This window comes from Algoriphagus alkaliphilus (assembly GCF_900103735.1).
Taxonomy (GTDB): Bacteria; Bacteroidota; Bacteroidia; order Cytophagales; family Cyclobacteriaceae; genus Algoriphagus; species Algoriphagus alkaliphilus.
The window spans coordinates 20,793-46,191 of the sequence record NZ_FMXE01000036.1; the positions used below are offsets into that span (position 1 = coordinate 20,793).

The 25,399-nt window shown below is 43.3% G+C and carries 25 protein-coding genes; 13 read left to right on the forward strand and 12 right to left on the reverse strand.

All coding sequences use genetic code 11. The annotated features are described in order from the left end of the window. Positions 1 to 114: 114 nt before the first annotated feature. A complete protein-coding gene (locus BLQ81_RS18730) occupies positions 115 to 1,095 on the reverse strand; it encodes an aldo/keto reductase (RefSeq protein WP_317042039.1) in 981 nt (326 codons plus the stop codon). Between the two features lie 328 nt (positions 1,096 to 1,423). Here BLQ81_RS18730 and BLQ81_RS18735 point away from each other — a divergent pair, with 328 nt between their 5' ends. The 10 genes from BLQ81_RS18735 (at position 1,424) to moaCB (ending at position 9,258) form a co-directional block, all read left to right on the forward strand. After that, positions 1,424 to 2,221, forward strand: a complete 798-nt coding sequence (locus BLQ81_RS18735) for a hypothetical protein (RefSeq protein ID WP_139183676.1) — start codon at positions 1,424 to 1,426, stop codon at positions 2,219 to 2,221. A gap of 2 nt (positions 2,222 to 2,223) precedes the next feature. After that, positions 2,224 to 3,123 (forward strand): helix-turn-helix domain-containing protein, encoded by a 900-nt coding sequence (locus BLQ81_RS18740; protein ID WP_092733547.1) that lies wholly within the window; start codon positions 2,224 to 2,226, stop codon positions 3,121 to 3,123. Positions 3,124 to 3,169: 46 nt separating this feature from the next. Further along, positions 3,170 to 3,358, forward strand: coding sequence for a hypothetical protein (locus tag BLQ81_RS18745; RefSeq protein WP_092733550.1), 189 nt, complete (start codon positions 3,170 to 3,172; stop codon positions 3,356 to 3,358). 82 nt (positions 3,359 to 3,440) lie between these two features. After that, positions 3,441 to 4,421: a GTP 3',8-cyclase MoaA gene (gene moaA / locus BLQ81_RS18750; RefSeq protein ID WP_092733553.1), complete on the forward strand. Its 981-nt coding sequence runs from the start codon at positions 3,441 to 3,443 to the stop codon at positions 4,419 to 4,421. After that, complete coding sequence (locus BLQ81_RS18755; RefSeq protein WP_092733556.1) at positions 4,421 to 5,605, forward strand: molybdopterin molybdotransferase MoeA; 1,185 nt, start codon at positions 4,421 to 4,423, stop codon at positions 5,603 to 5,605. Before moaA ends, BLQ81_RS18755 begins: the two co-directional genes overlap by 1 nt. Then, positions 5,605 to 6,339 carry a sulfite exporter TauE/SafE family protein gene (locus BLQ81_RS18760; protein ID WP_092733559.1) on the forward strand — a complete coding sequence of 245 codons (735 nt, stop codon included), beginning with the start codon at positions 5,605 to 5,607 and terminating at the stop codon, positions 6,337 to 6,339. Before BLQ81_RS18755 ends, BLQ81_RS18760 begins: the two co-directional genes overlap by 1 nt. A gap of 133 nt (positions 6,340 to 6,472) precedes the next feature. Then, on the forward strand, positions 6,473 to 6,712 hold the full coding sequence (locus BLQ81_RS18765) for a MoaD/ThiS family protein (RefSeq protein WP_245693311.1): 240 nt from the start codon (positions 6,473 to 6,475) through the stop codon (positions 6,710 to 6,712). Between the two features lies 1 nt (position 6,713). Beyond that, positions 6,714 to 7,784 carry a HesA/MoeB/ThiF family protein gene (locus BLQ81_RS18770; protein WP_092733562.1) on the forward strand — a complete coding sequence of 357 codons (1,071 nt, stop codon included), beginning with the start codon at positions 6,714 to 6,716 and terminating at the stop codon, positions 7,782 to 7,784. Positions 7,785 to 7,791: 7 nt separating this feature from the next. Next, a complete protein-coding gene (locus BLQ81_RS18775) occupies positions 7,792 to 8,238 on the forward strand; it encodes a molybdenum cofactor biosynthesis protein MoaE (protein ID WP_092733565.1) in 447 nt (148 codons plus the stop codon). 114 nt (positions 8,239 to 8,352) lie between these two features. After that, positions 8,353 to 9,258 carry a bifunctional molybdenum cofactor biosynthesis protein MoaC/MoaB gene (moaCB, locus tag BLQ81_RS18780; protein ID WP_092733568.1) on the forward strand — a complete coding sequence of 302 codons (906 nt, stop codon included), beginning with the start codon at positions 8,353 to 8,355 and terminating at the stop codon, positions 9,256 to 9,258. A gap of 117 nt (positions 9,259 to 9,375) precedes the next feature. Here moaCB and BLQ81_RS18785 read toward each other — a convergent pair whose 3' ends face one another. From BLQ81_RS18785 to BLQ81_RS18815, 7 genes are all read right to left on the reverse strand, one after another. Beyond that, positions 9,376 to 11,169, reverse strand: a complete 1,794-nt coding sequence (locus tag BLQ81_RS18785; RefSeq protein ID WP_092733571.1) for a hypothetical protein — start codon at positions 11,167 to 11,169, stop codon at positions 9,376 to 9,378. Between the two features lie 124 nt (positions 11,170 to 11,293). Then, the gene (locus BLQ81_RS18790; RefSeq protein WP_092733574.1) at positions 11,294 to 12,526 is read right to left on the reverse strand and encodes a peptidase C69 family protein; all 1,233 of its coding nucleotides are present in this window, start codon (positions 12,524 to 12,526) and stop codon (positions 11,294 to 11,296) included. Positions 12,527 to 12,529: 3 nt separating this feature from the next. Then, positions 12,530 to 13,663, reverse strand: coding sequence for a nitrilase-related carbon-nitrogen hydrolase (locus BLQ81_RS18795; RefSeq protein ID WP_092733577.1), 1,134 nt, complete (start codon positions 13,661 to 13,663; stop codon positions 12,530 to 12,532). After that, positions 13,656 to 15,020, reverse strand: a complete 1,365-nt coding sequence (locus BLQ81_RS18800; RefSeq protein ID WP_092733580.1) for a flavin monoamine oxidase family protein — start codon at positions 15,018 to 15,020, stop codon at positions 13,656 to 13,658. The genes BLQ81_RS18795 and BLQ81_RS18800 overlap by 8 nt, the downstream gene beginning before the upstream one ends. Before the next feature lie 128 nt (positions 15,021 to 15,148). Continuing rightward, positions 15,149 to 15,676, reverse strand: a complete 528-nt coding sequence (locus BLQ81_RS23190) for a glycosyl hydrolase family 95 catalytic domain-containing protein (RefSeq protein WP_407640253.1) — start codon at positions 15,674 to 15,676, stop codon at positions 15,149 to 15,151. Next, positions 15,609 to 16,133, reverse strand: a complete 525-nt coding sequence (locus BLQ81_RS18810) for a glycoside hydrolase N-terminal domain-containing protein (protein ID WP_092733583.1) — start codon at positions 16,131 to 16,133, stop codon at positions 15,609 to 15,611. Before BLQ81_RS18810 ends, BLQ81_RS23190 begins: the two co-directional genes overlap by 68 nt. 177 nt (positions 16,134 to 16,310) lie before the next feature. Next, positions 16,311 to 16,877 carry a TlpA family protein disulfide reductase gene (locus BLQ81_RS18815; RefSeq protein ID WP_092733586.1) on the reverse strand — a complete coding sequence of 189 codons (567 nt, stop codon included), beginning with the start codon at positions 16,875 to 16,877 and terminating at the stop codon, positions 16,311 to 16,313. Positions 16,878 to 17,465: 588 nt separating this feature from the next. On the opposite strand from BLQ81_RS18815, the gene BLQ81_RS18820 reads away from it, so the two are divergent. Then, on the forward strand, positions 17,466 to 19,718 hold the full coding sequence (locus tag BLQ81_RS18820; protein WP_092733589.1) for a Tex family protein: 2,253 nt from the start codon (positions 17,466 to 17,468) through the stop codon (positions 19,716 to 19,718). A 142-nt stretch (positions 19,719 to 19,860) separates the two neighbouring features. On the opposite strand, the gene BLQ81_RS23195 is transcribed toward BLQ81_RS18820, so the two are convergent. The 3 genes from BLQ81_RS23195 to BLQ81_RS18835 all read right to left on the reverse strand — a co-directional run bounded on the left by BLQ81_RS23195 (position 19,861) and on the right by BLQ81_RS18835 (position 21,988). Beyond that, complete coding sequence (locus BLQ81_RS23195) at positions 19,861 to 20,145, reverse strand: agmatine deiminase family protein (protein WP_092733610.1); 285 nt, start codon at positions 20,143 to 20,145, stop codon at positions 19,861 to 19,863. Between the two features lie 73 nt (positions 20,146 to 20,218). Beyond that, positions 20,219 to 21,538: a S41 family peptidase gene (locus BLQ81_RS18830; protein ID WP_092733592.1), complete on the reverse strand. Its 1,320-nt coding sequence runs from the start codon at positions 21,536 to 21,538 to the stop codon at positions 20,219 to 20,221. 57 nt (positions 21,539 to 21,595) lie between these two features. Then, positions 21,596 to 21,988, reverse strand: a complete 393-nt coding sequence (locus BLQ81_RS18835) for a Dabb family protein (protein WP_092733595.1) — start codon at positions 21,986 to 21,988, stop codon at positions 21,596 to 21,598. 180 nt (positions 21,989 to 22,168) lie between these two features. On the opposite strand from BLQ81_RS18835, the gene BLQ81_RS18840 reads away from it, so the two are divergent. Both BLQ81_RS18840 and BLQ81_RS18845 read left to right on the forward strand, forming a co-directional pair. After that, entirely contained in the window at positions 22,169 to 23,236 is a 1,068-nt protein-coding gene (locus BLQ81_RS18840) for a CotH kinase family protein (protein WP_092733598.1), read from the forward strand. 37 nt (positions 23,237 to 23,273) lie between these two features. Further along, positions 23,274 to 24,260 (forward strand): aldo/keto reductase, encoded by a 987-nt coding sequence (locus BLQ81_RS18845; RefSeq protein ID WP_092733601.1) that lies wholly within the window; start codon positions 23,274 to 23,276, stop codon positions 24,258 to 24,260. A gap of 87 nt (positions 24,261 to 24,347) precedes the next feature. Here BLQ81_RS18845 and BLQ81_RS18850 read toward each other — a convergent pair whose 3' ends face one another. Then, positions 24,348 to 25,244: a hypothetical protein gene (locus BLQ81_RS18850; RefSeq protein WP_139183677.1), complete on the reverse strand. Its 897-nt coding sequence runs from the start codon at positions 25,242 to 25,244 to the stop codon at positions 24,348 to 24,350. Positions 25,245 to 25,399: the final 155 nt, after the last annotated feature.

A 25,399-nucleotide genomic window follows, 5' to 3' on the forward strand; every position in this document is an offset into this window, starting at 1 on the left:
GTAGCTATCATTTACTTGAGAAGGTCTGGAGCTTGCGCCGATATGGATAAACTCCTTCGGGTAGCATGCTGATTTACAATTGGCTTTTGCATGGTATTTTTGTTGAGTTTGAATTTACCGATCAATCATTTTTTGAGAAGCTTCCGGGTAGCGTTCCCCCATAAGCTTAATGTTGGCCAAAGCTTGCTCGATAGTGATCAGGTCATCTGTACTCAGGGTCAGAGCAGTGCTTTTTTTTTCTTCCAATCGGTGGAGTTTGGTGGTACCGGGAATAGGTACGATCCGGGGATTTTGGGCTAACAGCCACGCCAAGGCAATTTGGGCTGGAGAGGCCTGATGATGGGCTTTGGCAATAAGTTCTAATTGATCCACCAAAGCTTGATTGGCTTTTCGAGCCTCTGCTGCAAACCGTGGCACGGAGTTTCTGAAATCTCCGGACGCAAATGAGGTAACTCCGTAGATTTTTCCGGTCAGAAAGCCTTTCCCCAAGGGATTAAAGGACACAAAGCTTATTCCCCGTTCTTCGAGGGTGGGAATAATCTCATCTTCAGGTTCTCTCCACCACATGGAATATTCACTTTGTAAAGCCGCAACAGATTGCATGGCGTGGGCACGTTGGATGGTTTTGATTCCCGCTTTGGATAGTCCAAAGTGCTTGACTTTTCCGGCTTGGCTCAATTCGTTGACAGTACCAGCCACTTCCTCGATGGGAACATTCGGATCCACCCGGTGCTGATACAGCAAATCGATGGATTCGACTTTGAGGCGCTTCAGGGAACCTTCCACAGCTTCTTTGATATGTTCCGGTCGGCAATTCAGCTGACTCCATTTTTCAGAAGCATCCGGAGCAAAACCAAACTTGGTGACAATCACCGCTTTTCCTTTAAAAATAGCCAAAGCTTCTCCGACCAGTTCTTCATTGGCGAAAGGTCCATAGACTTCGGCCGTATCAAAAAAATTCACACCCAACTCCACCGCCTTTCGGATCAGAGCAATCATTTCGGTTTTATCTGCTGCTGGACCATAGCCAAAGCTCATGCCCATGCAGCCGAATACCAAGGGGATACTTCGAGTCCATGTGATCCTAAAATCCACTTTTCCATAAGATTGATTCTTGTGTTTTTATAAAATTACCTAGACGAATCTTGATCGACTCGATTAAATTGATGAAAACCTACCTTACAAATTTCTCCTTCAATCCTTCTAAAAAGTAACTCGATTCAAACAAATGCTTATCAAAATCAAATCTTGAGATTTTTGGCAATAAGAAACATTCAGCTGATCAGATTTCTCTTTAAAGAGAAATGAGTTCTGTAGGATTAAACGATGAATTGTTTGAAAAACATAAGTTTTAATTTGAATACTGTCAAAAAATTGAATGGAATTTATCCAACTTTGCAACGCGAAAAATCCTATCAAACCTATGTCTCTTTGCAACTTCCATTCATTTTCAGCCAAAGCTGGAAAAAAAATCCTTTTCCTGCTCACCGGGCTGTTTTTGGTTTTAATTAGTAATTCAGGCGTCAACGCTCAAGAAGCCGGAAAACGCCAACTTGGAGGAATGATCACCGCGACCAACAATGGTGTTTCCATCATACCTTCATTTTCCCTAGGAAGGCCAGCAGTTTTCTTTGATCTAACCATGGGCGGTGAACGCCTTTCTTTTGATCCCATGTTGCGCTTTGCCATGGATGGCAAGCCTTGGGCTTTTGTGCTTTGGGGAAGGTATAAGTTGATCAATAAAGACCGGTTTACCTTTACCGTGGGTGGTCATCCGGCTTTCATTTTTCAGGAAACAGAGATGATGGTCAACGGGAAAAAGGAAATCATGATGGTAACCAACCGCTACCTGGCAGGAGAGCTCAATTCCAATTATAAGCTCTCAGATCGAGTTTCGATGGGGATTTACTATCTCCGGGGAACGGCAATTCAAGCGCTAGGGCCTCAAAACACCAATTTTCTGGCTTTTAACACCCAGATTTCTAACATCGGATTGATCAGTGACTTCAAACTCCGGATCAATCCCCAGGTTTTCTTTCTAAAAGTCGATGCGGATTCAGGTTATTATTTGAACTCGGCATTTACATTTTCCAAAGGGGATTTTCCTGTGAATTTTCAGGCTTTTTTCAACCAGAAAATCAATTCTACTGTCCCCGGAGATGACTTGGTTTGGAACCTGGGTCTGCTCTACAACTTTTCAACTACTTTTTCTAAAAAATAGGCATGGAAAAATCAGAAACGCTGGAAGAATTTTACCAGCGGAAGTTTAACTGGATTCCTGAGAGTCTGAAAAATGACTTTGGACACTTCAATCTGTTCAATTTGGAACCTTACCTGGAGGGAAAACTCAAAGCGGTTCCCTATCGGAGAAGGGACTTCTACAAAGTGATGCTGTTCAAAGGTGCGAGTATCGTTCACTACGCGGATCGTGTCTATGAAGTCAAAAAGAAGGCACTGTCTTTCTCCAACCCTTTGGTGCCTTACAAGTGGGATCACATCAGTACCAATTCATCCGGAGTGTATTGCATTTTTAATCCTCATTTTTTCATGAATTTTGGACAAATCCAGCAATACGAGGTATTCCAGCCCAACGGTACCCACGTCTTTGAGCTGACTGATGAGGAGACCGAAAGGGTGGAGGAGATCTTTGCCCGAATGAAAGGGGAGTTTGATTCGGAGTACAAATACAAATACGACGTATTGCGAAATCTCGTCTTTGAGTTGATTCATTTTGGGATGAAGCTGCAGCCTGCAGCTGTGCAGCATACCCAACATGGAAATGCATCTCTAAGAATCGCGTCTATTTTTCTGGAATTGCTCGAACGTCAGTTCCCGATCGATGAGAGCCATTCTTCGATTCAGCTGAGAGCCGCTTCGGATTTTGCGGAGCAATTAAATGTCCATGTCAATCACCTGAATCGTGCAGTGAAAGAAATGACCGGCAAAACAACCACTCAACTGATCAGTAAGCGAATTCTTCAGGAGTCCAAAGTGTTGTTGAAACACAGTTCTTGGAATGTGTCAGAAATAGCGTTTTCACTTGGATTCAACGAAGTCACCCATTTCAATAATTTCTTCAAAAAGCAACTTAACTTGAGTCCTACACAGTTTAGGAAAAACTAAACAAGATGAATTTTATCTTGTTTTCGAAGCAACGGACGGATACAAAATGGTGTTTTCCTGCAATGAGCTGTTTAATAAGCCACAGGGAAAGGAAGTTTACCTCATTACTGCCGAAGATGGAAAATCACTCGACGCAATGGAGGATGGACTACTGCTAATCTCCAAAACCGATATCCGGACAGGAAGAAGGCACATAAAAAATCTTTCTAAAATCATTGTTAAGCGAATTGATTGACGATTAAAAATGCTTAAAAATTAAAATCTCCCTTTAGAAAATAATTCTTCGATTCCTGCGGATCCTTTCCTAAACTTGTCTAATGCTTAAAGATTCTTTCGGACGTATTCACGACTACCTGCGCATCTCGCTGACAGATAACTGCAACTTCCGTTGCAGCTATTGCATGCCGGTGGAGGAAATGGAGTGGATGCCTTCGTCCAAACTGATGAGTAAAGATGAGATCCTGAAAATGGCTGAGATTTTTGTCTCCCTTGGGGTAAAAAAGATCCGTCTCACAGGAGGGGAACCTTTGGTCAGGAAGGAATTCCCGAAAATCTTGGCCGGAATTGCAAAAATGCCTGTGGAGCAAACACTCACTACCAATGGCATCTTAATTCATAAACATATTCAAAATCTGAAAGGCGCCTGCGTCCACTCGGTCAATGTTAGTCTCGATACCCTGAATCGGGAAAAATTCAAGCAGCTCACCCGACGCGATCAGTTTGATCAGGTTTGGGAGAATATACTTTTGCTTTTACAGGAGGGTTTTCGCGTCAAAGTCAATGCGGTGGCACTGCACGGGTTTATTGAGGAAGAGATCTGTGATTTTATCCGGGTGACCGAAAAGCTCCCGCTTCATGTGAGATTCATTGAATTCATGCCTTTTGCAGGCAATCATTGGTCCAGTCAGCAGGTGGTAACCGCTACTCAAATGCTTGATCTGGCTAAAAAGGAATTTGAGATCGTCAAGTTGGAAGACAAAAAACACGATACCGCCAAGAAATATCAGGTTCCGGGATTTGCCGGGACTTTTGCCTTTATCACCACGATGAGTGCCCATTTTTGCGGGGAATGTAATCGGATGCGGTTGACAGCAGATGGTAAAATCAAAAACTGTCTTTTTGGCAAGGAGGAACTGGATCTCTTGGCTGCAATGCGAAACGGACAAGAGGTAATCCCGCTGATTCAACAATCCATTTCCAGAAAACATCAGGCTTTGGGTGGACAGTTTTCATCCGACTATTTAAAAGCCGATCCGGACAAAATTGATAACCGCAGCATGATTTCCATCGGAGGATAATGAAAGAATTTGTCACTGTTTCAGAAGCTAAAAGTATTCTAAAGTCTCAGAAAATCAGGGGTGGCTCCGTCCATTTGTCACTTCAAAAAAGCCTGGGAAAGTTCACAGCTTCCTCGGTTTTGGCACCGATGGATGTTCCTTCTTTTGACAACTCTGGCATGGATGGGTATGCGATCATTTGGGATGAAAAAGGAGAGGGTAGAGAAGTAGTGGAGGTCATTCAGGCTGGTGCCAAGCCTGATTTTGTTTTGGAAAAAGGAAAAGCTGTCCGAATTTTTACCGGCGCACCGGTTCCCGAGGGAGCGGATACCGTGATTCCACAGGAAGAAATCGTCAGAACAGATGAAATGATTTTTTTCAATGCTCAGAAGTTTTTCAGGGGAGCCAATGTCCGCAAAAAAGGAGCACAGTGTAAAGTAGGTTGGGAGGTTGTGCCTGCAGGGACCAAAATCACTCCCGGAACAATCGGCTTGTTGGCCTCATTGGGAATTCGGGAAGTGCCGGTTTTCCCCTCTCCCAAAGTGTCGCTGATCCTGACAGGAGATGAGATTTTGGATTTGGGGAATGAACTACTGCCGGGTCAAATCTACAATTCAAATGGCCCTGCGTTAGAGTCCTATTTCGAAATGCTGGGGATCCATGAAGTCAAGATCTACAAGGTAAAAGACAAAGCAAGTGAAGTAACAAAAGTGATAAGTGAGGCACTGGAAAACTCTGATTTCCTACTGCTTACGGGTGGGATTTCTGTAGGGGATTATGATTTTGTTAAGGGGAGTTTGGAGCAAAATGGAGTAGAACAATTATTCTATAAAATACGACAGCGGCCAGGAAAGCCACTTTTTGTAGGTAAAAGATCTGAAAAGTTGATTTTCGCACTACCCGGAAATCCAGCTTCTGTCCTTTCCTGTTTTAGCCAATATGTGAAGCCTTGTCTGCTGGAATGGATGGGCAATCCACAAGCTTGGAATGGACCAAGCTATTTGCCGATTGAAAAGGATTTTGATAAAAAAATTCCGATGACCTTTTTTCTTAAAGCAAAAATTGATTCAGGAAAAGTCCAACTTCTTCCCGGACAGGAATCTTTTAATCTGTTGCCTTTTGGGGTTGCTGATGGCTTGGTGGAAATCCCCCAAGATGCAGATCATACCGAAGAAGGGAGTCTGGTGGCATTTTATCCTTGGTAATGGAAACTTGGGATTTGTTTCTGTATTTTCTGATGCCTTTTGCAGCATTTATGTATGCTTCCGTCGGGCACGGAGGGGCAAGCAGCTATTTGATGATTTTGGCATTGATGGGTTTTGCTCCGGAGGAGATCCGGCCCTCGGCGTTGATTTTGAATATGTTCGTGTCGATGATTGCCTTTTTGAATTACCGGAAATCAGGTGTCTTTCCGACCAAACTGTTTCTCTCCCTTACCATTTTCTCGATTCCTGCCGCGTATCTGGGCGGGACAATTTTGTTGGATGCGGGGATTTACAAGCAGGTTTTGGGAGTTTTACTCTTGTTTCCCGTACTCAAGTTTGCGGGAGTATTCCCGGTTTCTCAAACATCAAAAGTGGAGCAAAAGTGGTGGATGGCTCCGCTTTTGGGTATTGGGATCGGTTTGCTTTCCGGCATGATCGGAATTGGTGGAGGCATTATCCTGACACCGATTATCCTGATGCTGGGTTGGGCAGGAGTGAAGGAAACAGCAGCATTGAGCGCACTGTTTATTTTTCTCAATTCGGTGGCAGGCTTTCTTGGAGCATCAGTATTCCATATCGAACTGACAACTCAGCTTTGGATTATTTTGCCGCTGACTATTGCTGGAGGCGCATTTGGAGCCTATCTGGGTGCTAGGAAATTCAGTCCTCAACTACTGAAATATCTTTTGGCATTTGTGCTGCTGTTTGCGGCAGTGAAGTTGATTATTGGGTAAAAGTTTCCCCGCAGATTTTCGCAGAAAAAGACACAGATTAACACTGATTTTTAGGCTATGTGATAATCTGTGAAGTAATCTGTGGGAGAAAAGACATACTAAACCTTAACTTAGTAATTGAATTAATATAAAAATGCACAACACAATCCACATCAAAGCCTTTGGAATGGTCGCTGAAAGGATCGGTTTGGCTGAGTTGGTAATTGATCATTCTGGAAATTCTTCCGAATTACTGGAGGTTTTACTGGTTAAATTCCCGGTGCTGAAATCTGTTAAATTCAGCCTGGCAATCAATAAAAAGCTGGTCAGCGGAAATCAGGAAATCCCAAGCGGGGCCGAAATAGCATTATTACCACCATTCTCAGGAGGATGATATGAGCAGATTTGAAAGACAGATTATTCTCCCCGGCTTTGGGATAGAAGGACAGCAAAAACTTAAAAACTCCAAAGTGCTGCTGGTCGGTGCAGGAGGTTTGGGATGCCCCGTATTGATTTACCTTGCGGCGGCCGGTGTGGGAAAAATCGGGGTGATGGATGGCGATGAAGTATCTATTTCCAACCTGAACAGGCAGGTATTATACGGGGAAAAAGACCTTGGGAAGCCTAAGGTCGAAGCAGTATATTCCTACTTCAAAGGCAAATATTCCGACATTCAAATTGAAGCTATTCCTGAATTTATCTCAGTGGGAAATGCCCTGGAAATCATCGCTGAATATGACTTGGTGATAGATGGGTCGGATAATTTCCCCACGCGCTATTTGGTGAATGATGCTTGCGTGTTACTCGGTAAACCACTGGTTTTTGGAGCAATTTACCAGCATGAGGGGCAGGTATCTGTTTTTAATCTGGGAGAAAACGGGTTCAACTACCGGGATTTGTATCCGCAGATGCCGGCTGCAAAGGAGATTCCCAACTGCTCTGAAACCGGGGTTTTGGGTGTTTTGCCGGGAATTATAGGCAACCTTATGGCTCTGGAAGTGATCAAAGTTTTGACGGATTTTGGGATGCCGCTGAAAAATCGCGTACTCTTTTTCAATAGCCGCTCCTCTCAAACCTATGAGGTAGAGATCGCAGCAAATCCAAACTCCGGAAGTTCCATTCCAAATTCTTTCCAGGCTTTTGAGCAAATGGATTACGAACTTGCCTGCGAGGGAATTAAGCAATTGACATGGGATGAGGCAATGGGTAAAATGGGAATGGATATCGCCTTTGTCGATGTCCGAGAACCGGGAGAATTACCTCCCTTGGAGTGTACTGGACTGATAAAAATCCCTTTATCTACGTTGGCAAATCGATTGAGCCAATTGGAAGATACAGATGAGGTCCTGTTCTTTTGTCAAAGCGGAATAAGAAGCCAAAAGGCGGCTGAACAGCTCCAAAATGAATTTCCGGAAAAGCGGATTTACTCCATCAAAGGAGGAATCAACGCACTAAAAAAGAACTAACAAGGCCATGGAAAAAGTAAGGACTCCAAAAAATATATTTGTTCAGGGACCTATTTCACCAGAAAAAATCGCCAAGTCCATTGCCAATCACAGTTCCAATACGGTGATCGGAGGGCACAGTATTTTTCTGGGACAGGTAAGATCTGATGAAAAACCTGAAGGTAAAGTAATCGCCATTGACTATACCGCTTATGAAGAAATGGCTTTGGAGAAGGCCTTTGAGATTCGTGAGGCTATTTTTGCCAAGTATCCGCTGACCTGTATGCATATTTATCACAGTTTGGGAGAAGTGAAAGTCGGTGAACTTTGTCTGTTTGTGTTTACCTCCTCCAAACACCGTAAAGCTGCTATGCAAGCTTGCGATGAGCTTGTGGAGCGAATCAAAGAAGAACTTCCGGTTTGGGGCAAGGAAATTCTGGACACGGATAACCATGTCTGGAAAGTGAATGTGTAGTCGACAGTTGACGGTCCACAGCCGATTTTTGACGAGTTTTGTTCTGGAAATAACCTTAGAGATTAATAAAGACAAACGGTTGACCGTCGTCTGTCGACCGTTGACAAAAATACCATGATCAACATCACGCACAAAAGTCCTACGCTGAGAAAAGCCATAGCACAGGCCATCGTCAAGGTCAGTAAGCCGGAAACCATTCTTGCTGTAAAAAACCATGGGGTCCCCAAAGGAGATGTACTCGAGATGGCAAAGACGGCCGGGCTTTTTGCAGCAAAGCGAACGGCGGATATGATTCCGGATTGTCATCCACTTCCCATCGAGTTCACTGCTGTGAGCTATGAACTTGGAGAAATGGAAATCAAAATTTTGGTGGAAATTCATACGATTTACAAAACCGGAGTGGAAGTAGAGGCAATGCATGCCGCATCGGTGGTAGCACTGACGATGTATGATATGCTCAAGCCATTAGACAAGGGGATCAGTATTGAGCAAATCAAATTGATTGAAAAAAGAGGAGGGAAGTCAGATCAAAAGACCGATTTCAGCGAATTAAGCGCGGCAGTGATTGTTTGCTCTGACTCAATAGCCAAAGGCGTGGGGGAGGACAAATCGGGAAAAGTAATCATTGGGAAATTAGAGCGCTTTGGTATTCAGGTCTTGGATTACAAGGTCATCCCCGACGACAGCGATCAAATACAAAGTGCTGCAAATGATGCCCTGGCTTTGGGAATCGATATTTTGATTTATACAGGAGGAACAGGACTATCTCCCAGAGACCTTACACCTGAATCCTTGGAGCCGCTTTTGGATCGTCGGATTCCCGGAATTGAAGAAGCTATCCGGAGCTACGGTCAGCAGCGTGTCCCGACAGCCATGCTATCGAGATCAGTAGCAGGGACGATGGGCAAGATGCTTGTCTTGGCTTTGCCGGGTTCGGTGGCTGGTGCAGGAGAATCTATGGATGCGGTCTTCCCGGCTGTTTTGCATTCCTTTAAGGTGCTCTCAGGTGAAAGACACTGAACTGGAAGTGCCAACTACGATGTACGAAGCAACAAGATAGGTTTAAGAATTAAATTGGACACTCACAAAACCGGTCAAAAATAAAAAGGCAGCTTATCAGCTGCCTTTTTAGGTGAATTAGCTTAGAACCGGTTTTAATTGTTCTAGCTCAGCCTTCAATTCCTCAAGTTGAACTTTCATTTTTTCGAGAATTTCTTCTGAATCCATTTTGATAGAATTAACTAAATTCTGGTAATATGTAAGGCCTATGTCGAGGTTTCTCCTGAATTTCTCCAAATAGGCCTCCTGCTTGGAGGGAGCTTCGGGAATCAGTTTTTGAAATTCTTTTTTCAGGTAATCCACATACAATTGAGCTTCTTTCACAAAAACATGCGGGCGGTCTGAATCAAGCGTGAGGGTGATTTTGCCATAGATATGATCGACCATTTCTTTGAGGCTATAGATCCCTTTGAAATAGGCTAAGTTTGGTCCCGGACAGATGGTCACTGCTTTGAGGTTTCTTCTGGGTAGTTCGCCCTGTGCTAAAATAGCGGGCGCACTCAGTCCTTCACACAGGCAATCCTTTTCCAGGATTTCATCTAATTCACGCCGGCTTACTTTCCCGTCATTGAATAATTTCACCTTGAGATTTTGGTATTGCCTTGAAGCTGTACAAATCGGCTTTTCTGTGAATTCAGTACTGAAGGCCAAAAACTTCTTGTAGCAAGGGCTTCCCGGGCGGCCCTTTTCGATTCGCTCCAAGCGTTGTTTTTCCCCGCTGCTGGTTCTTAAATTATTGAATGGAATACCCAAAGGTGAAGCATGGCTCAGGTAAAAATCCGATTTTTTGGCTTCGATAATGCGCTGTAACGTTTCATCATCTACCGAGGTGGCTTCGGGGACGAGCAAAAACGGACTGCCCCAACCTGTACTATCCAAGTGATAATAATTTCTCAAAAAGTTGTCTTCACCGGCGGTACCAATTCCCCCTTGGTAGGTGATTTTGATAGATTCACTATTGGCCAAAGGAGTCTGTGCCTTGGCCAGCAATGCCTGATTGCAGGATTGCCTGATCGTTTCGATGAGTTCTTCCCTGTTGATTTTGAAATCTTCCAATATAGGTCCTGCCAGAAATCCGTCTGTTGCAAAAGCATGACCTCCGCAGTTTAGGCCGGATTCGATCCGGAATTCGGACACGAAGAGGCCTTTTTTAGCCAGAAATTTTCCTTGGATCAGGGCAGATCGATAATCACTTACCTTTAGAATTATTCGTTTTTTGATTTCCCCTTTTTCGTTTGGGAAAAAGTCGGAAAACTGTTCCACGTAACTGTAAAGTGCAGGATTCATTCCGGCTGAAAAAACGACGGCAGCTTCCAATTTACTTTTCCCAAAGCCTCTCAAAGCTGATAAGGCATCCGAATATTCCCGTGGAAGTTCGATTCCTTCCTTGTCGAAATTGAGCTTGTCTACCTTGGTCATAATATTGACATCGATTGATCCAGGAGTCAACAAGGTGAGGATCTGAGATTTTAAATCACATTTCTCAAAATGATCAGCGAGGAGATAGGCATCAAATAATCGGGCAATCTCATTTTCTTTGGGCAGCAGTGCTACCAGCTCCTTCATGATCCCGTCTTTGTTCCAATTTTCGCTCTTCAATGTCTCAAGCTGCGATTGGATGACAGTATGTAGAAAGTCAAGGTAAGCCTGAATCCGCTTGGCCCGATAGTCTTCCTCCTCTTCTGAAATAGGTTCAAAAGGTAGATTCAGCTTTTGGGAATGGATTTTTCTCATGTCTTCCAGAAGGATATCATCCATAATGGAAACTACACTGGAAATTCCAAATTTGGCGACTTTGAGTGGGGTGTCAACGGTATATCCCAATCCCATCACAGGGATATGAAAGGTGTGAAGTCCTGAAGTTTGATGCATTGATAGTGTGCGGGTAATTGATACTGATTAATACTCAAAATTACCTTCAACAGCACACTTAAACCATATTACTTAGCTGTTATATGCTTTGTCACCAACTGATTTTGATCATAAAAAAATGGATCTATGTCCGGTATTTTCTCAGTAAGTCCATGTATTGATCCAAGCATAAACTTGAAAACAACTGTAATTCCTCTTCTGTGGCACCCAGTTGGATCAGTTTAAAGTCTTCCTCAATCCACTTGGTTTGGATTTCATCCAGCTGCATGCGGTATTCAGATTGAAGCTTTTTGTAATTTTTCAGAATCTGCTGATGGATTTTTTTAGCCTGCCACCAAAGACTTTGGTCCGGATTTGCACCAGGAGAAAATACTTTGGGATCCAGCTCTTTTCCAAAATAAATAGGCAAGTATAAGCTCAGACAGGGGTAGGAGGTTCCACTCAACCAAACCGTTGAAGGTTGTCCTTTTCTGACTTCTGCTACCATACTTCCTGTGGTGTCTGATGGATTGGTGAAACCGGTGGCATGCATGCAGATACTTCCCGTAGTTGCTTTTTTGGATTCAAATTCACCGTATGCCACATTGTGTTGGCGCAAAGCCTGAATAAAATCCAAGACTCCTGGCTTTTCTTTTTTTTCCAAAAAGCCTAAAGTACAGGCCTGCCGTAGCTTGGATTTACCTGCTGTGGTATAAAGTAAGTCCGAGAAGTACTCCCGGAAATTCTCCCGTTTACCAGCGAAAAGTTTCTGGAAGTTTCGGGGCTCATTTTTCCAATTTACTTCCAGATAATCTTCTCCGATTGTCAGTCCGTTGGAGATACTACCTGTGTTTTCCACCTTTCTGTAGGCCCAGGATTTTCCGGCAGTTTCAAGAATGAAAGCATTGTCAGGATCGGCGATCAAAAAACTGTTGTGGTAATAAAAATCCTTGTTCTGGTATCCTCCGCATGCATTTTGCCCAAACTCCTCAAGTAAATCCATAATCGTAGGCAACGCGGCTTTGGCTGTAGTGCTGCGTTCCAATGCCAAGCGTAGCAGGTCCATTCCTGTAAGTCCAAGCTCATCCTTACGGAATTTGACATTGGTGAAAACTGCCTCATTGCCGATTACAACACCAAATTCATTTACTCCCATCTCAGCACCCCACATTTGAAAAGGTTTGGAGAGGACCACTTCAAAAGTTTCCCTGACCTGAGGAATAGAAATGTATGTACATGCGACCTGTTTTTCTTCGCATTCTCTACGGGCAAACCGAATTAACTCTTGGGCTTCGAGTGGTTCCCGGTCTGAATTTTTCCCCAGGATTAAGTGACCATTTTTAGTTTTTGCCGGAAGGGCAACCAAGGTGTCGCACATCGCTTAGAAATTTAAAGACCAGATTCCGGCCTTTTCTGCATGAGAAACTGGAATAAGGTTACCCTGGAAATAGACCAATGGTTGACCATCAGCACCTAAATCCCAAAGAGCTCCTCGTAAGAATACATTCATGCCAATTTGAATATTGGTTTTGCTCAATTGTCCGGGCAGTGCATATTTCTCCCAAGCCTCTTTTTCGGTAATGGAATTGATGTCCTGAAGGTTTGTTTCCTTCGGTTCAGGCTGTCCGCTGTATCCCTGCCATAATTTCCCCATCGTCCCATCTCCTGTACAATAGGACGGTACAAGAAGAATTTCCGCGCCTTTTGAATTGACGGATTGGTAGGCATCCGGGAACCAGCTGTCGGCACAAACCAGCAAGGCTGTTTTGGCAAAAGGAAGGTCAAAAACCGGGATCTCCGCAACTTCTCCTGCGCTTACGAATGGCAATTCGGATTCAATTGGGAAGGCCTTTAAGATGGGCTCACCTATGATTTTACCATCCGGACCAAAAATAAAAGAGGCGTTATAGAGAGGACCCCGTCTATTGACGTTCAAGTTTCCGTTTTTCACAGTTGGGTCAGGAAGGATGATCGATCCAGCCGCGATATACGAATTACTTTCCTTGGCCAGTTCGCTGAAGGTATAGAAATAGCTCTTCGCCATGGATTGGGACTTCATGCGAAAAATCGCGGCCGCAGCCTTATCTTTTTCAGTACTTGTATTCAACCATTCCCATGCAAATTTGAAAAAATTGCTCAGCACCATTTTGGTGAGAGCCTTTCCCATAGTTTCTTCCTTGGCCAAGCTCATTTTCTCTCCTTCCAAAACTAACCAAGTACCAATGTATTCAGGAAATAACAGGATCGTATTGTCTTTTATCAGTCCTTCAGCTTCGGCTCTTCGGATGTATTTCCCGATTTTTTCTTTGAACTGGTTTTTTGTAAAATAATCTTCCAAGACCATATAAGGCTGAATCCCAATAATGTTGCTGGTTAAGCTGTCGGAAGGATTGATTTCCTGTACCACAGAAATAAAATCCTCTGTTTCAGGAAGGTTAGGTTTTTTGCCCGAATTGGACCAAATAAGCCAAACAAACAGACATAAGATCAGAAAACTGATAACCCGATTAGTCATGTTGCAAGGATTTTATAACCTGAAGAGAGGCCGCTTCACCTGCCAGGACAGCGCCTTCAATGTACCCGTTCCATCTTGTAGAGGCTTCTGTCCCGGCAAAATAATAAGGGTTTGAAGGTTTTCTGTAAGCATCTTCAAAACCTGTCCATGCACCTGTTGGCATGATCCCCGCATAGCATCCCGAAGACCAGATTTCGTCGCTCATAGTGAAGTCTTTATACAATATGGGATGTTTTGAATCTTGTCCAAAGTACAGTTCCAGAATTTCCTGCAATTGTGCTTTTCTGGCATTTTCATCTTGAAGAAAAAAGGATTTAGCCCTGTTTCCGATAGTAAATCCCATTAAAACTCCAAATCGCCCATCAGCAGGAGAACAGTCAAACAAGGTCTGAAATGGGGAGTTTTTGTCTGCCACAGCTTGACCACTGAATCCTTTTTCTCTCCAAAACGGCTTTTCATAGACCATGAAACATTTGCCAACATGCCCCATGGAATAGCGTTCCAGGAGTTGGCGTTTTTCAGTAGGTAAATCAGGAGTGAATCTGATTTTGGCTAAAAGCGGAGGAGGCACCGAGAGTATTATTTTTTGGGCTGTATATTCAAAATCATTTCCTTTCACCTGAACTTCATTTCCTGTTTTTTCAATTCTAATTACAGGGGAATTGAATCGGATTCTATCCTGAAAGGGGAGTGCCATCTGTTCCACCAAGGGTTGCATTCCCCCTTTGATTCTGTGCTGCTGGGCACCGTTTTTGATGTTGATGAGGCATTCGAGAGAAGTGCCGGATCGGATATAGAAAAGAGCATGCAAAAGTGAGATTTCATTAAGCTCGCAGGCGAAGACGGTTTCACATCCTACCCGGATTACCTTTTCGCAGGATTTGGTCAGACTGTTTTTCCTGATAAAATGATCCAATGAAACTGCATCGAACTTTTTGGCTTTTGGATGAGACCAGGGATAGTTAATGTCAATTTGCCGGGCTAGCTTTTCCAGTTTTTTCAGGATCAGATCGAGGTTTATCAAAGAAATCAGATCCATTTTGGGAATCATTCCGGCATAAGTCCGGATTTTTCCTCCCAGATCCAAGATGTTTTTGCCCTGATCGTAGGTTTCGAAGGTTTCCAAGCCATGTTCTTCGCAAAGTTGATACATACGATCTTGGGTTGGACCGATCCATTGGCCTCCTAAATCAAGATAAAGTCCTTCAGAAATGGTTTTGGTAAATACACGGCCTCCCAGTCGTTCTCTGGCTTCCAAAACCAAGAATGAAATTCCGGCTTCGTAAAGTTTTTTTGCGGCAGCAATACCTGAAAATCCTCCTCCGACAATGATAACTAGGGGTGACAACTTGCTCATTTGTGGAAGATAGGAAATTTTTTCAGGTCTGGAATCTGGCAGTTTAAAAGGTTTTAGAACTCCGTCTCAATACTTTCTCCGGCCCTCAGTTCCAGATCGATTTCTGATCCATCGGCAAAAAGGATCACCTACCTGCCATTTGAAGAATGCAGTCTGATGGTTTTCACTTCACCACTTTCCCAAGTAAAATCCAAGGTGAATCCTCCTCTTGCCTTCAGTCCTTTTACCGATCCGCTTTGCCAAGCATTTGGTATGGCAGGGAGGATTCGAATGATTCCCTCTTCATGGGACTGAAGGGGCATTTCGGCGATCCCTTCTGTATATCCAAAGTTTCCATCAATCTGGTAAGGAGGATGAGTATCGAAAAGGTCGTGTCCAAAATCGAAAAGTAATTTCCCAAGGTGTAGGGCTGTTTGACCCGCCTTTATATTTTGAATTCGTTGATCTGTGGGAGTATCATCTGTGGCTGGTTTTCCTAAACTCAGACTCATCCGATCATACCATGATTTGTATTCTCGCAGATGTGCTTGTTGTAATAGACCCCAACTGCTGAAGGCAATCTCATCAAGATTGTCCTCTGCAGTTTTTTCAAAGTCCCGGTGGAAATAACTCGTCTCGGCTGCCAGTTTTAAGTGAATTTCTTTCGCCCCGTTCACTTGAAGGCCTTCGTCGGTAGCCTTGATTTCGCCATCCAGATTTTGCGCCAGCAAAAAAAACATTGAATTTGACTCCATTCAAAATCGGGTAATGCTTGGAGTCTAGCTGTCCGCCACGCTGAGCCACCATGCCCTTCATTTCGAGTAGGTTGTTATTTATGGCTTTGGTTACAGCAGTTGGGAAATTTTGATCCAAAAGACGGTCCATGCGGATCAGGCATCGGAATCCACCGGGATGGGTCGTGTGGAGTTTTATCAAAATAGCCCGATTTGGAGCCGAAGCAAAAGTCTCCTGTATCACCTGATATCCTTCGCTTTTGAATTCAGTGCAGGAAATAGCTTCGTCCAAATCCAGACTTCGTTTGTAATCCGTGATTTCTTTCCAATCAAAATCCAACCACAAATCGCCCATTGCCGATTGAGAGGGGATCCTTCCATTTTTCGTCTGGTTTTTCATACCAAAGCACTGATTTTTGTGCAAAAGTGATCAGCACAGTGAAAAATGAACAAAGGAGTATGGCTAGGGTCTTTTTCATCGGTTACTTGGGTTGGGATTTAAGATTATGATAAATCATTAATCCTGCCAACCGGTTTTCTTAAAAAAGCCCGTTGAATGCTCAAATAGACTGCTTTGCTATTGGGCGAGGAGAAAATTTCGGAATTCGTCGGTATTGAAATTGCTCATGCCTTCTTGGTAAAAGACGATTTTACCATCTTTATTTACCACCAAAGTAGTTGGGATGGATCCGCTTTGAAGACTTTGATTGAGTCCAAAGCTTGCATGGGCAGTGGGGAAAGTCCAGGATTTGCCCTCCATGAAATTTTTACTTTTATTGAAATCATTGTCTAACCCGATCATCAGGAATGCAAGATCAGGCGTGTCTTTTACTGATTTGTAAAGTTCGGAAATGTGTGGCATCTCAGCTCGACAAGGCCCGCACCAAGAAGCCCAAAGGTTGATAAAAACAGTTTTTCCCCGATAATCTTGAAGGTCGATGAGGTTTCCTTCAAAGTCCTTGAATTGACCCCGGTAGTCAAACTTTTGGTTGGTCAGATCCGGGATTTCGATTTTAGGTTTTATCAAACCTGTAGAAAGTAAGACAGACTGAAGTCCACCCTGAATCACGGGAAGCAATCCTGTGAAGTAAAGAAATGCAAAAAATGCCAAGATCAGGCCCCAAGATTTAAATTCTTTTTTCATTTTGGATGTATAATGTACAATGTACCAAGTACAAAGTATCGTGTGAATAACAATTGTGGTCTCGTTTGATAAAGAGATATGCTACGCGAAATATTCCGCTTTGCGGAGAAATATAGCTGCTACAGCAGCTGAGATTATCACATCAACCTATGAGGTTTTAAGTAACCCTGAAGGTTTGAGTTTGAAGACTAATTTTTCAATTTTACAATGTTCCAATATTTCAATTTGAAAATATCGAAAGCTGAACGCTGAATTTCGAATAATGAAGATGCCGGAGACAGTCTACCAACTGAACCTTGCACTGTGACAGTGGTCCGTCGGCTATCGACCGTTGACCAACCTTACAGCATTCCCACCTTCCAACCCAATCTTCCAATTTTTCAATTTTTAATTTTTCCAATCCATAAATAATGAGTATCGAACGTCGAATGAGGAATTTCGAATGATGAAGGATGAGGTCATAAATCTAAAATCAAATTTATCCTCACATTTCCAGCTTCTTAGTGACATGTCATACATAAAAGCGGATTTCTCTTTCGAAGGAAGTTTATCTTGCAGTCCCAAATTTGAATTGAATTACCCAAGAATATGAATTACGAGATTAAAATCGCCGCCGAGCTCCAGGTAAAACCGCATCAGGTGCAGGCCACGATCGAATTGTTGGATGGTGGGGCGACAGTTCCCTTTATATCCAGATACCGAAAAGAAGCCACAGGAACACTGGACGAAGTGCAGGTTGCCACTATCCGTGATCGAATCGAGCAGCTTCGTGAATTGGATAAGCGCAGGGAAGCTATCCTCAAATCCATCGAGGAACAAGGGAAACTTACTCCCGAACTGAAAAAATCCATCAACGGCGCTGAGACTATGTCCAAACTGGAGGACATCTATTTGCCTTACAAGCCAAAGCGAAGAACTAAGGCGACTATTGCCCGGGAAAAAGGACTTGAGCCACTTGCAGAGCGGATTTTTGGGCAGACTTCCTTTGACTTGGAGGCAGAGGCCGAAAAATATATCAGTGAGGAGAACGAAGTGAAATCCATCGAAGAAGCTCTACAGGGAGCACGGGACATTATCGCCGAATGGATAAATGAGAATGCCAATCTCCGTGAAAAGATGCGAAAGTTATTTCTTAATGAAGGTACTTTCACAGCTAGGGTTATTCCCGGGAAGGAATCCGAAGCCATCAAATACAAAGATTATTTTGAGTGGTCTGAACCGATCAAAACAGCGCCTTCACATCGTGTTTTGGCGATGAGGAGGGGAGAGAAAGAGCTTTTTTTGATGCTGGATTCCTGCCCTGAGGAACTTTCCGCGACAGCGGTAATCGAACTTGAAATCCTCGAACATGCCGCAAATTCTGCTGTGGATCAAGTCAAATTGGCTATTAAGGATTCTTATCGAAGACTCCTCAAACCAAGTATGGAGACTGAAGTCCGCCTGTTGACAAAGAAAAAGGCAGACGAAGAAGCTATCCGGGTTTTTGCAGAAAACCTGCGCCAGCTATTGTTGGGTGCTCCTTTGGGCGAAAAGTCTGTGATGGCGATTGATCCCGGTTTCAGAACAGGGTGTAAGTTGGTGTGCCTCGGCCCTCAGGGGCAGTTTTTACACTATGAAACCATATTCCCTCACGAAGCGCAATGGAAAGCTGTGGAGGCTGGGAAAAATGTCCAAAGTTTGGTGGAAAGTTATTCGATCCAGGCCATTGCTATAGGCAATGGTACGGCAGGTCGGGAGACGGAGGCTTTTGTCAAGAGCTTGGGTCTTCCCAAATCTGTGATTGTGACAATGGTTAATGAAGCAGGAGCATCAATTTATTCGGCTTCAGATGTGGCAAGAGAGGAATTTGCTGATTTGGATTTGACGATTCGGGGAGCGATTTCGATTGGTCGTCGATTGATGGATCCCTTGGCTGAATTGGTGAAAATAGACCCGAAGTCCATCGGTGTGGGCCAATATCAGCACGATGTGGATCAGAATGCACTGAAAAATTCTCTGGATGACACGGTCATGTCCGCCGTAAACGGAGTAGGAGTGGAAGTGAATACTGCTTCCAAGCAATTGCTGACTTACGTTTCAGGTTTAGGTCCTGTTTTGGCGCAAAATATCGTGGATTTCAGAACCGAAAACGGGCCATTTACGAGTCGTGCTCAGCTCAAAAAGGTTCCAAGATTGGGAGAAAAGGCCTTTGAGCAGGCGGCTGGTTTCCTCAGAATCATTAAGGCAAAACATCCGCTTGATGCTTCGGCTGTTCACCCTGAACGTTATGAATTGGTAGAGAAAATGGCAAAGGATGTGAATGCTTCGGTCAAAGATCTGATGAGTTCGGAGGATTTGCGAAGCAAGATCATTCTGAGAAACTATGTGTCCGAAACAGTGGGATTGCCTACACTGGAGGATATTTTACAGGAATTGGCCAAGCCGGGTCGTGATCCGCGTGAATCGTTTGAAGTTTTCAATTTTCAGGAGGGAGTCAATTCCATGGCCGATCTTAAAGTAGGAATGAAGCTTCCGGGAGTGGTAACCAATATCACGGCCTTTGGCGCATTCGTGGATGTGGGAGTGCATCAGGATGGCTTGGTTCACCTGAGTCATCTGGCAGATCGTTACATCAAAGATCCCAACGAAGTCGTGACCGTGAATCAAAAGGTACAGGTGACCGTGATGGAGGTGGATATAGTCAGAAAGCGAATTGGACTGAGCATGAAAGCTGATCCCTTTGCCGAACGGAGCAAAAACCCAAATAATCCTTCCCCTGCACCAAAGCATGCAAAAGCCGAAGAACCTCAAGGGACTATGGCCGATAAGCTGGCGATGCTGAAAGGGAAGTTTGGGAAGTGATTGTATTCCGGTCTGCGAAGACACAGACCGGAGCGAGGGAAGTGAATTTACCCTCCAAGGGTTTAAGATCCCTTGGAGGGTTGTCTTGGTATTCTGTGCCCAGGTAGTGTCTTCACTAGCTGGAATAGGTGAGTGGTGTCACTTACTTTGGCTCTTGTTTAATGATATTCCAAGAAAGGCAATTTATTATCCCTGTGTCTTTTGAAGGCTCCGTTCCTAAAATGGGAATGATTTTTTTTGTTGGAAAAAGATCTTCAATTACAGCAATCGCTTGCTGATCTTTTATTTGATCAAAAATTGGTAAAAAGAGGTGATTTTCTAATTCCAGATAATTAAGGTAAAGACCACAGGCATCATCGGGGCTTAAATTTGATAGGCTAGTAAAAGGTATTGTTTTCCAATTTAGTTTTGCATTTAGGAAAAGAATATTTTATCCCTCTTTCAAGGGTGGGTAATTTTCAAAAAAAAAAAGCCCGATCAGTTGACCGGGCTTCATTTTTTCAATAGACAGGAAACTCCTGCTGCAACCCTTTGAAAGCATCAATCATCTCCCATTTGGGTTTGAAGTAGGTGTCCGCGATTCTACCGCTGACAGTTCCGTTATTCACAAACTGCAAGGCGGCGGCTAATCGAAGATCCTTGGGATCACCCCAACCGAATTGAGGGGAATCACCAACGCTGAAATTTGCGGGGAACCCTTCGAAAAACTCAGCTTTTCCGGCAGAATTGGCTGTGGCAAAAGTAATGGGTACCACTTCCACGTTGTTGTCTTTCAATACTCTGTTGAACCTGGATAATGGAAATGATCCAACCGGCTTTCCGAATGTTCTGTCTCCAATCAACACAACTTGCATGTAAGGAGTCAGGTTGTTAATGACTAATTCCGAGGCAGAAGCAGAGCCCCTCGAAGTGATGAAAATCAATCGGGAAAATTGCAGACTTCCAATTTTTGTAAAGTTTTTGGAAGTGTTTTGGCTGCTTTTCGAAGCATTCAGCTTATTGGTGTACATCAGCTTTCCGGAATTGGAGCTCTGAATGAGGTAATTGGATATTTGCTCCGCAACGGCCACCGAGCCACCGCTATTGTATCTTAGGTCAATGATCAGATCCTGTACCCCCTGACTTTGGAAAAACTCCATAGAGGACTGTACCTCTGCACTTCGTGTCGGAGTAAGTCCCGCTGTTGCTTTGAAGCTTTGATAGGCCCAATAGCCTATCTTTTTTCCGCCTTCATCAAACACTTTTTGCTCCAAAACTGAATTGGATTGGTATTCGGCTTTTACATTGGTTCGTGTGGTTGTGGTGCCATCAGGAAGTTTGAAGGTGAATGAATTGGAGATCCCCGGGTCAGGAGCTCCCAATTTGAAATCATAACCTCCTGTTGAGGTTTTGTATTCCGCAATTGGTTTTCCGTTGATTTGGGTGATTTCCCAGCCCCGTTTCCAGCCATCCTTTCCTGCAGGAGCTTCGCTAAATACAAAGGAGACAAAGAGTCTTTCATCTGCTGTGAAAGCAAATCCAAAACCGTGACCAGCATTTCTGCCAACAAAAGCATTGTTGAATGCTTCCTGTGTGGTCAGATAAGAAAACCGATCCAAGGGTTTGAAAATGATTCCGTTAAGTAAATCCTCATTGGTTGCAAATTTTGAGTAATCGACCGAAGCCGGGACTTCCTGATTCCAGAAATACCATTCGGTCATGCTGTCAAATATTGCTTTTTTGACTTCTTGTCCCGGGATTGTAGGAGTTGGGTCGTCCTTAGGATTACATGCCCACATGCCCACTATCACCAATCCGATAACCCATCTTAGCTTTTTCATAGTCACCTTCAATTAATAATAAAACCTTTACGTCAAAACCTTCAACTTAGGTTTATGCTAAATCGATATGTCATACACTTTTACGGCCTTCCACATGTGGGAATACTTCTTTATAAACTCCAAATGCAATGGATCTGTTTGATATGCTGCCTGAGCCTCCAATGAATCAAAGAACAGGGTACAGGAGACATGGAAGCTGTGATCTACTACCTCACGCTTTTCAGTAGGTGCCGGAGTTCCCAAAATAAAGTTTGCTACGTCTTTGCAGCGTCCAAGCATAGGTGCTGCATCTGTTTTGAACTCATTTAGATCGGAATCATTGTGCAACCAAAAGTAAACTTGGTGAATCATTTTTTGTGAGGGCATAGTTGAGGCGATTGTGTGAAAAGGTAAAATGGCCGAAGCACTCGCTAGGCCTAAGGTTTGAAGTACTTTTCTTCGTGAAGTCATGTGTTAAATTGTATTTATTCGGTTTAATCAGGTTTGACAGGGTCAATCTGACCAAGTTTTAAAGATAAAAATTTAAATTGCTTTTAGATAATAGGAATGGTTTGCTTTGTTTGTTGTACTGTCTATTTATTGATTTGGATTTCAAAGTATCGCTAAACTTTTTTCTAAAATTTCACAAGCATGGCTAAGATAATTACTTGCTTTAGGCCCTTTCTGTTATTTTTTGCGGTTTTCGTCGTGCCAAATTCCGGCTTTGGACAAGATTCGACTCTATTTGAAAGCGAAGAAATATTGGAGCTTAGTTTAAAGGGAGATGTCAGGCAACTTTTTAAAAACACAAAAGGCGAGGCCCAATATTTTGATTTTTCACTTGGATATGCTGACGAACTTGGAGCCCAACACTCAATTCCACTGCGGGTCCGGACACGTGGTCATTTCAGGAGACAAATGAATCTCTGTGACTATCCTCCATTGCTGTTGAATTTCGCCAAAGAGAACTCGGGTAATACGATTTTTTCCGGGCAGGATAAGCTTAAACTTGTCATGCCCTGTCAGGGAGAAAAATATGTATTGAGAGAGTTTTATGCTTACAAAGTTTACAATCAGCTTACGCCAAAAAGCTTTAAGGTCCGATTAGTCCGATTAACTATTGTAGATGATTCTGATAAGCCTAAAAATTACGCCTCCTTTTTAGGTTTCCTTATTGAGGAAGAAGAGCAGATGGCAAAAAGAAACCAAATGGCCGCCCTTGACAAAGAATTAGTCAAGCCTGAATCCATTGAGCTCGATGACTTTTTGAGGATATCAGTTTTTCAGTACCTGATTGGCAATACCGATTGGTCTATTCAATACAGGCAAAATATCAAACTCATCAGTCCCTCGAAAAATCAAAAACCAGTGGCAGTTCCCTATGATTTTGATCATGCCGGCATAGTCCGCCCTCCCTATGCCATGCCTGCGCCGGAACTAAAGTTGGCAACGGTGGCTGATCGAAGGTACCGGGGGTATTGTATGGAGGAAATGCAGCTTTTCGAATCGATATTTTCAGAATTTAATGCCAAAAAGGATGCGATTTATGCGCTCTACGCTGAAAGTAAACTATTAGACTCAAAGTCTATCAAGTCTACAATCAATTATGTAGATGAATTTTATGCTACCATAAATAACTCCAAAAGAGTCAAAGCTGACTTTCAGTATCCCTGCCTGTCTGGTGGGACGGGAAATGTGGTCATCAAAGGGTTGAAATGAAATTAATGAGCAGTAGAACATATACTAGATTTGATCTATGAATTACAGGAAGCTAGGAAAAACGGGTTGGAAAGTCTCCGAAATAGGTTTGGGAACTTGGCAAGTAGGAGGTGGCTGGGGGAAGCCCTTTGACCCAAGAAGAGCCGAAGAAATCCTGCATACGGCTTTTGACAAGGGGATTAATTTTGTGGATACTGCGGATGTTTATGATGGAGGTCTGAGTGAGGCGGCAGTTGGTAGGGCTATTCGTGATCGGAGTGAAAAAATTTTTGTAGCGACCAAATGCGGTCGGCGTATACAGCCACACACCCATGAAGGATACACCACTGAGCGGCTGAGGAAATACGTGGAAGACAGCCTTAAAAATATGGGTTTGGATCAATTGGATTTGATTCAGTTGCATTGTCCTCCGGGACCTGTGTATGAGCGGGAAGAGATTTTCAGACTTTTCGAAGATTTGAAGGCAGAAGGAAAAATCGCAGCCATGGGGGTAAGTGTAGAACGGATAAACGAAGGGATGACGGCAATGAAATATGATATTGTTTCCACGGTACAGATCATTTTCAATCTTTTTAGACAACGACCGGCTGAATTGTTTTTCAACTATGCAGCAGCAAATGACATAGGATTGATCGTGAGAGTTCCTCTTGCCAGTGGTTTGCTTTCTGGGAAAATAACACCAGAAACCAAGTTTGAAAAAGATGACCACCGCAATTTTAATCGGGAGGGAAAAGCCTTTGACAAAGGAGAAACCTTTTCCGGAGTGCCTTTGGAAAAGGCCTTTCCTGCTTTGGAAGAATTGAAAAATGACTTCGCCAAAAATTTGGATTTAGCCTCGCAGGCTATTCGTTGGATCTTAATGCATAAACAGGTTGGAACAGTAATCCCGGGTGCATCCTGTGTGGATCAGGTGGAGAAAAATATCAGTGCTGCGGGGCTTCCTTCCTTGACTCCGGATCAAATGGAAAGTGCCGCCAAAGTCTATGAAAAGTACATCAAATCGGAAGTCCACCAGCAATGGTAAAAAAATAGAGAGGCTTTTTCATAATTCACGATTACCACATTGAGCGAAATCGAAAAACCTTTTGAGACAGCCTCTTTTTTTTTTTGGTTAAAGAATCACTCTTGAAGCAAAATTTTTAAAGTATTTATTGTCCTTTGAGATCAGGATGTAATTGGTGATAATCTTGTCATTTCTTTCCATTACTACCACCATTTCATTATCAGCATGGATCACCTTAAGTTCCTTAGTTTTGGTTGGGATTTTGGAAGCTGAGACATAAACGCCATCTTCTTTTTCTATCAATTTATCAAATTCAAACATCAAAGGCTTCCTGTCCTTATCATAAACAGTAGCAATCGCACGTTCAGGACTCCAAGAATTCCGATTTAGTTTGTGCGTTTGGTAATGATGGAATGACTGATCCAAAAGCATGCTTTTTGCCTTTTCTAAATCAAGCTTTTGAGTGCTGTAGGCCGTTCCCGAAAATGTGGTTTGGGTGGAATTTCCGGCTTGATTTTCACCACCATATTGATTGCCTCTTTGGAAAACATTACCTACCAATACCACATTTGCACCGAGCATGGATGCTTCTGCTTTTAGCTTATCCATGGCCCTGTTTTTTACATTATTTATACTGGAAAGAGTGGTGACACCGGTGGCTTTGCTGAAAAGCTCTCCTCTAGGATCCAATCCTACCACATCCTCAGGATTGTAGGAGATATACACGTTCTGAAAATCGTCAAGCCCATTTACGAGTTTAAAAGGGCTATTGAATACCTCTTCTCTTCCGCTTGCAAACTCGATTTTGCTTACCTGATGTTTACTTATACTATAGACCGTGTTTTCGTTGGGGAATGAATACTTGATCGTATTAAATCCCACTTCTATGACTTGAACTTCCATAGGGCCTTCTATCAGGTGAATCACATCATTTTTGCTTTGGGCCAAAGCAAAAGAGGAAAAGGAGGCCATTGTGACGAAAAAAAGGAGAATCGATTTATTCATGATTTATAATTTAATTTTTATGTGTATTCGGTTAGCTGCACGTACCCAAATAAAGGTAGAATTAAGTTCCAATTGAATGTGCTGTGGACTGTTGACAGTCGTCTGTGGACGTGTATCCGCATACAAAATACCCCAAATCTAGTCCACGTGCATCA

Excerpts from the sequence above, each read along its gene's own strand:
- BLQ81_RS18735 (WP_139183676.1), top strand. The coding sequence starts at position 1,424 with ATGTCTCTTTGCAACTTCCATTCATTTTCAGCCAAAGCTGGAAAAAAA.
- BLQ81_RS18740 (WP_092733547.1), top strand. The coding sequence starts at position 2,224 with ATGGAAAAATCAGAAACGCTGGAAGAATTTTACCAGCGGAAGTTTAAC.
- BLQ81_RS18745 (WP_092733550.1), top strand. The coding sequence starts at position 3,170 with ATGGTGTTTTCCTGCAATGAGCTGTTTAATAAGCCACAGGGAAAGGAA.
- moaA (WP_092733553.1), top strand. The coding sequence starts at position 3,441 with ATGCTTAAAGATTCTTTCGGACGTATTCACGACTACCTGCGCATCTCG.
- BLQ81_RS18755 (WP_092733556.1), top strand. The coding sequence starts at position 4,421 with ATGAAAGAATTTGTCACTGTTTCAGAAGCTAAAAGTATTCTAAAGTCT.
- BLQ81_RS18760 (WP_092733559.1), top strand. The coding sequence starts at position 5,605 with ATGGAAACTTGGGATTTGTTTCTGTATTTTCTGATGCCTTTTGCAGCA.
- BLQ81_RS18765 (WP_245693311.1), top strand. The coding sequence starts at position 6,473 with ATGCACAACACAATCCACATCAAAGCCTTTGGAATGGTCGCTGAAAGG.
- BLQ81_RS18770 (WP_092733562.1), top strand. The coding sequence starts at position 6,714 with ATGAGCAGATTTGAAAGACAGATTATTCTCCCCGGCTTTGGGATAGAA.
- BLQ81_RS18775 (WP_092733565.1), top strand. The coding sequence starts at position 7,792 with ATGGAAAAAGTAAGGACTCCAAAAAATATATTTGTTCAGGGACCTATT.
- moaCB (WP_092733568.1), top strand. The coding sequence starts at position 8,353 with ATGATCAACATCACGCACAAAAGTCCTACGCTGAGAAAAGCCATAGCA.
- BLQ81_RS18785 (WP_092733571.1), bottom strand. The coding sequence starts at position 11,169 with ATGCATCAAACTTCAGGACTTCACACCTTTCATATCCCTGTGATGGGA.
- BLQ81_RS18790 (WP_092733574.1), bottom strand. The coding sequence starts at position 12,526 with ATGTGCGACACCTTGGTTGCCCTTCCGGCAAAAACTAAAAATGGTCAC.
- BLQ81_RS18795 (WP_092733577.1), bottom strand. The coding sequence starts at position 13,663 with ATGACTAATCGGGTTATCAGTTTTCTGATCTTATGTCTGTTTGTTTGG.
- BLQ81_RS18800 (WP_092733580.1), bottom strand. The coding sequence starts at position 15,020 with ATGAGCAAGTTGTCACCCCTAGTTATCATTGTCGGAGGAGGATTTTCA.
- BLQ81_RS18810 (WP_092733583.1), bottom strand. The coding sequence starts at position 16,133 with ATGAAAAACCAGACGAAAAATGGAAGGATCCCCTCTCAATCGGCAATG.
- BLQ81_RS18815 (WP_092733586.1), bottom strand. The coding sequence starts at position 16,877 with ATGAAAAAAGAATTTAAATCTTGGGGCCTGATCTTGGCATTTTTTGCA.
- BLQ81_RS18820 (WP_092733589.1), top strand. The coding sequence starts at position 17,466 with ATGAATTACGAGATTAAAATCGCCGCCGAGCTCCAGGTAAAACCGCAT.
- BLQ81_RS18830 (WP_092733592.1), bottom strand. The coding sequence starts at position 21,538 with ATGAAAAAGCTAAGATGGGTTATCGGATTGGTGATAGTGGGCATGTGG.
- BLQ81_RS18835 (WP_092733595.1), bottom strand. The coding sequence starts at position 21,988 with ATGACTTCACGAAGAAAAGTACTTCAAACCTTAGGCCTAGCGAGTGCT.
- BLQ81_RS18840 (WP_092733598.1), top strand. The coding sequence starts at position 22,169 with ATGGCTAAGATAATTACTTGCTTTAGGCCCTTTCTGTTATTTTTTGCG.
- BLQ81_RS18845 (WP_092733601.1), top strand. The coding sequence starts at position 23,274 with ATGAATTACAGGAAGCTAGGAAAAACGGGTTGGAAAGTCTCCGAAATA.
- BLQ81_RS18850 (WP_139183677.1), bottom strand. The coding sequence starts at position 25,244 with ATGAATAAATCGATTCTCCTTTTTTTCGTCACAATGGCCTCCTTTTCC.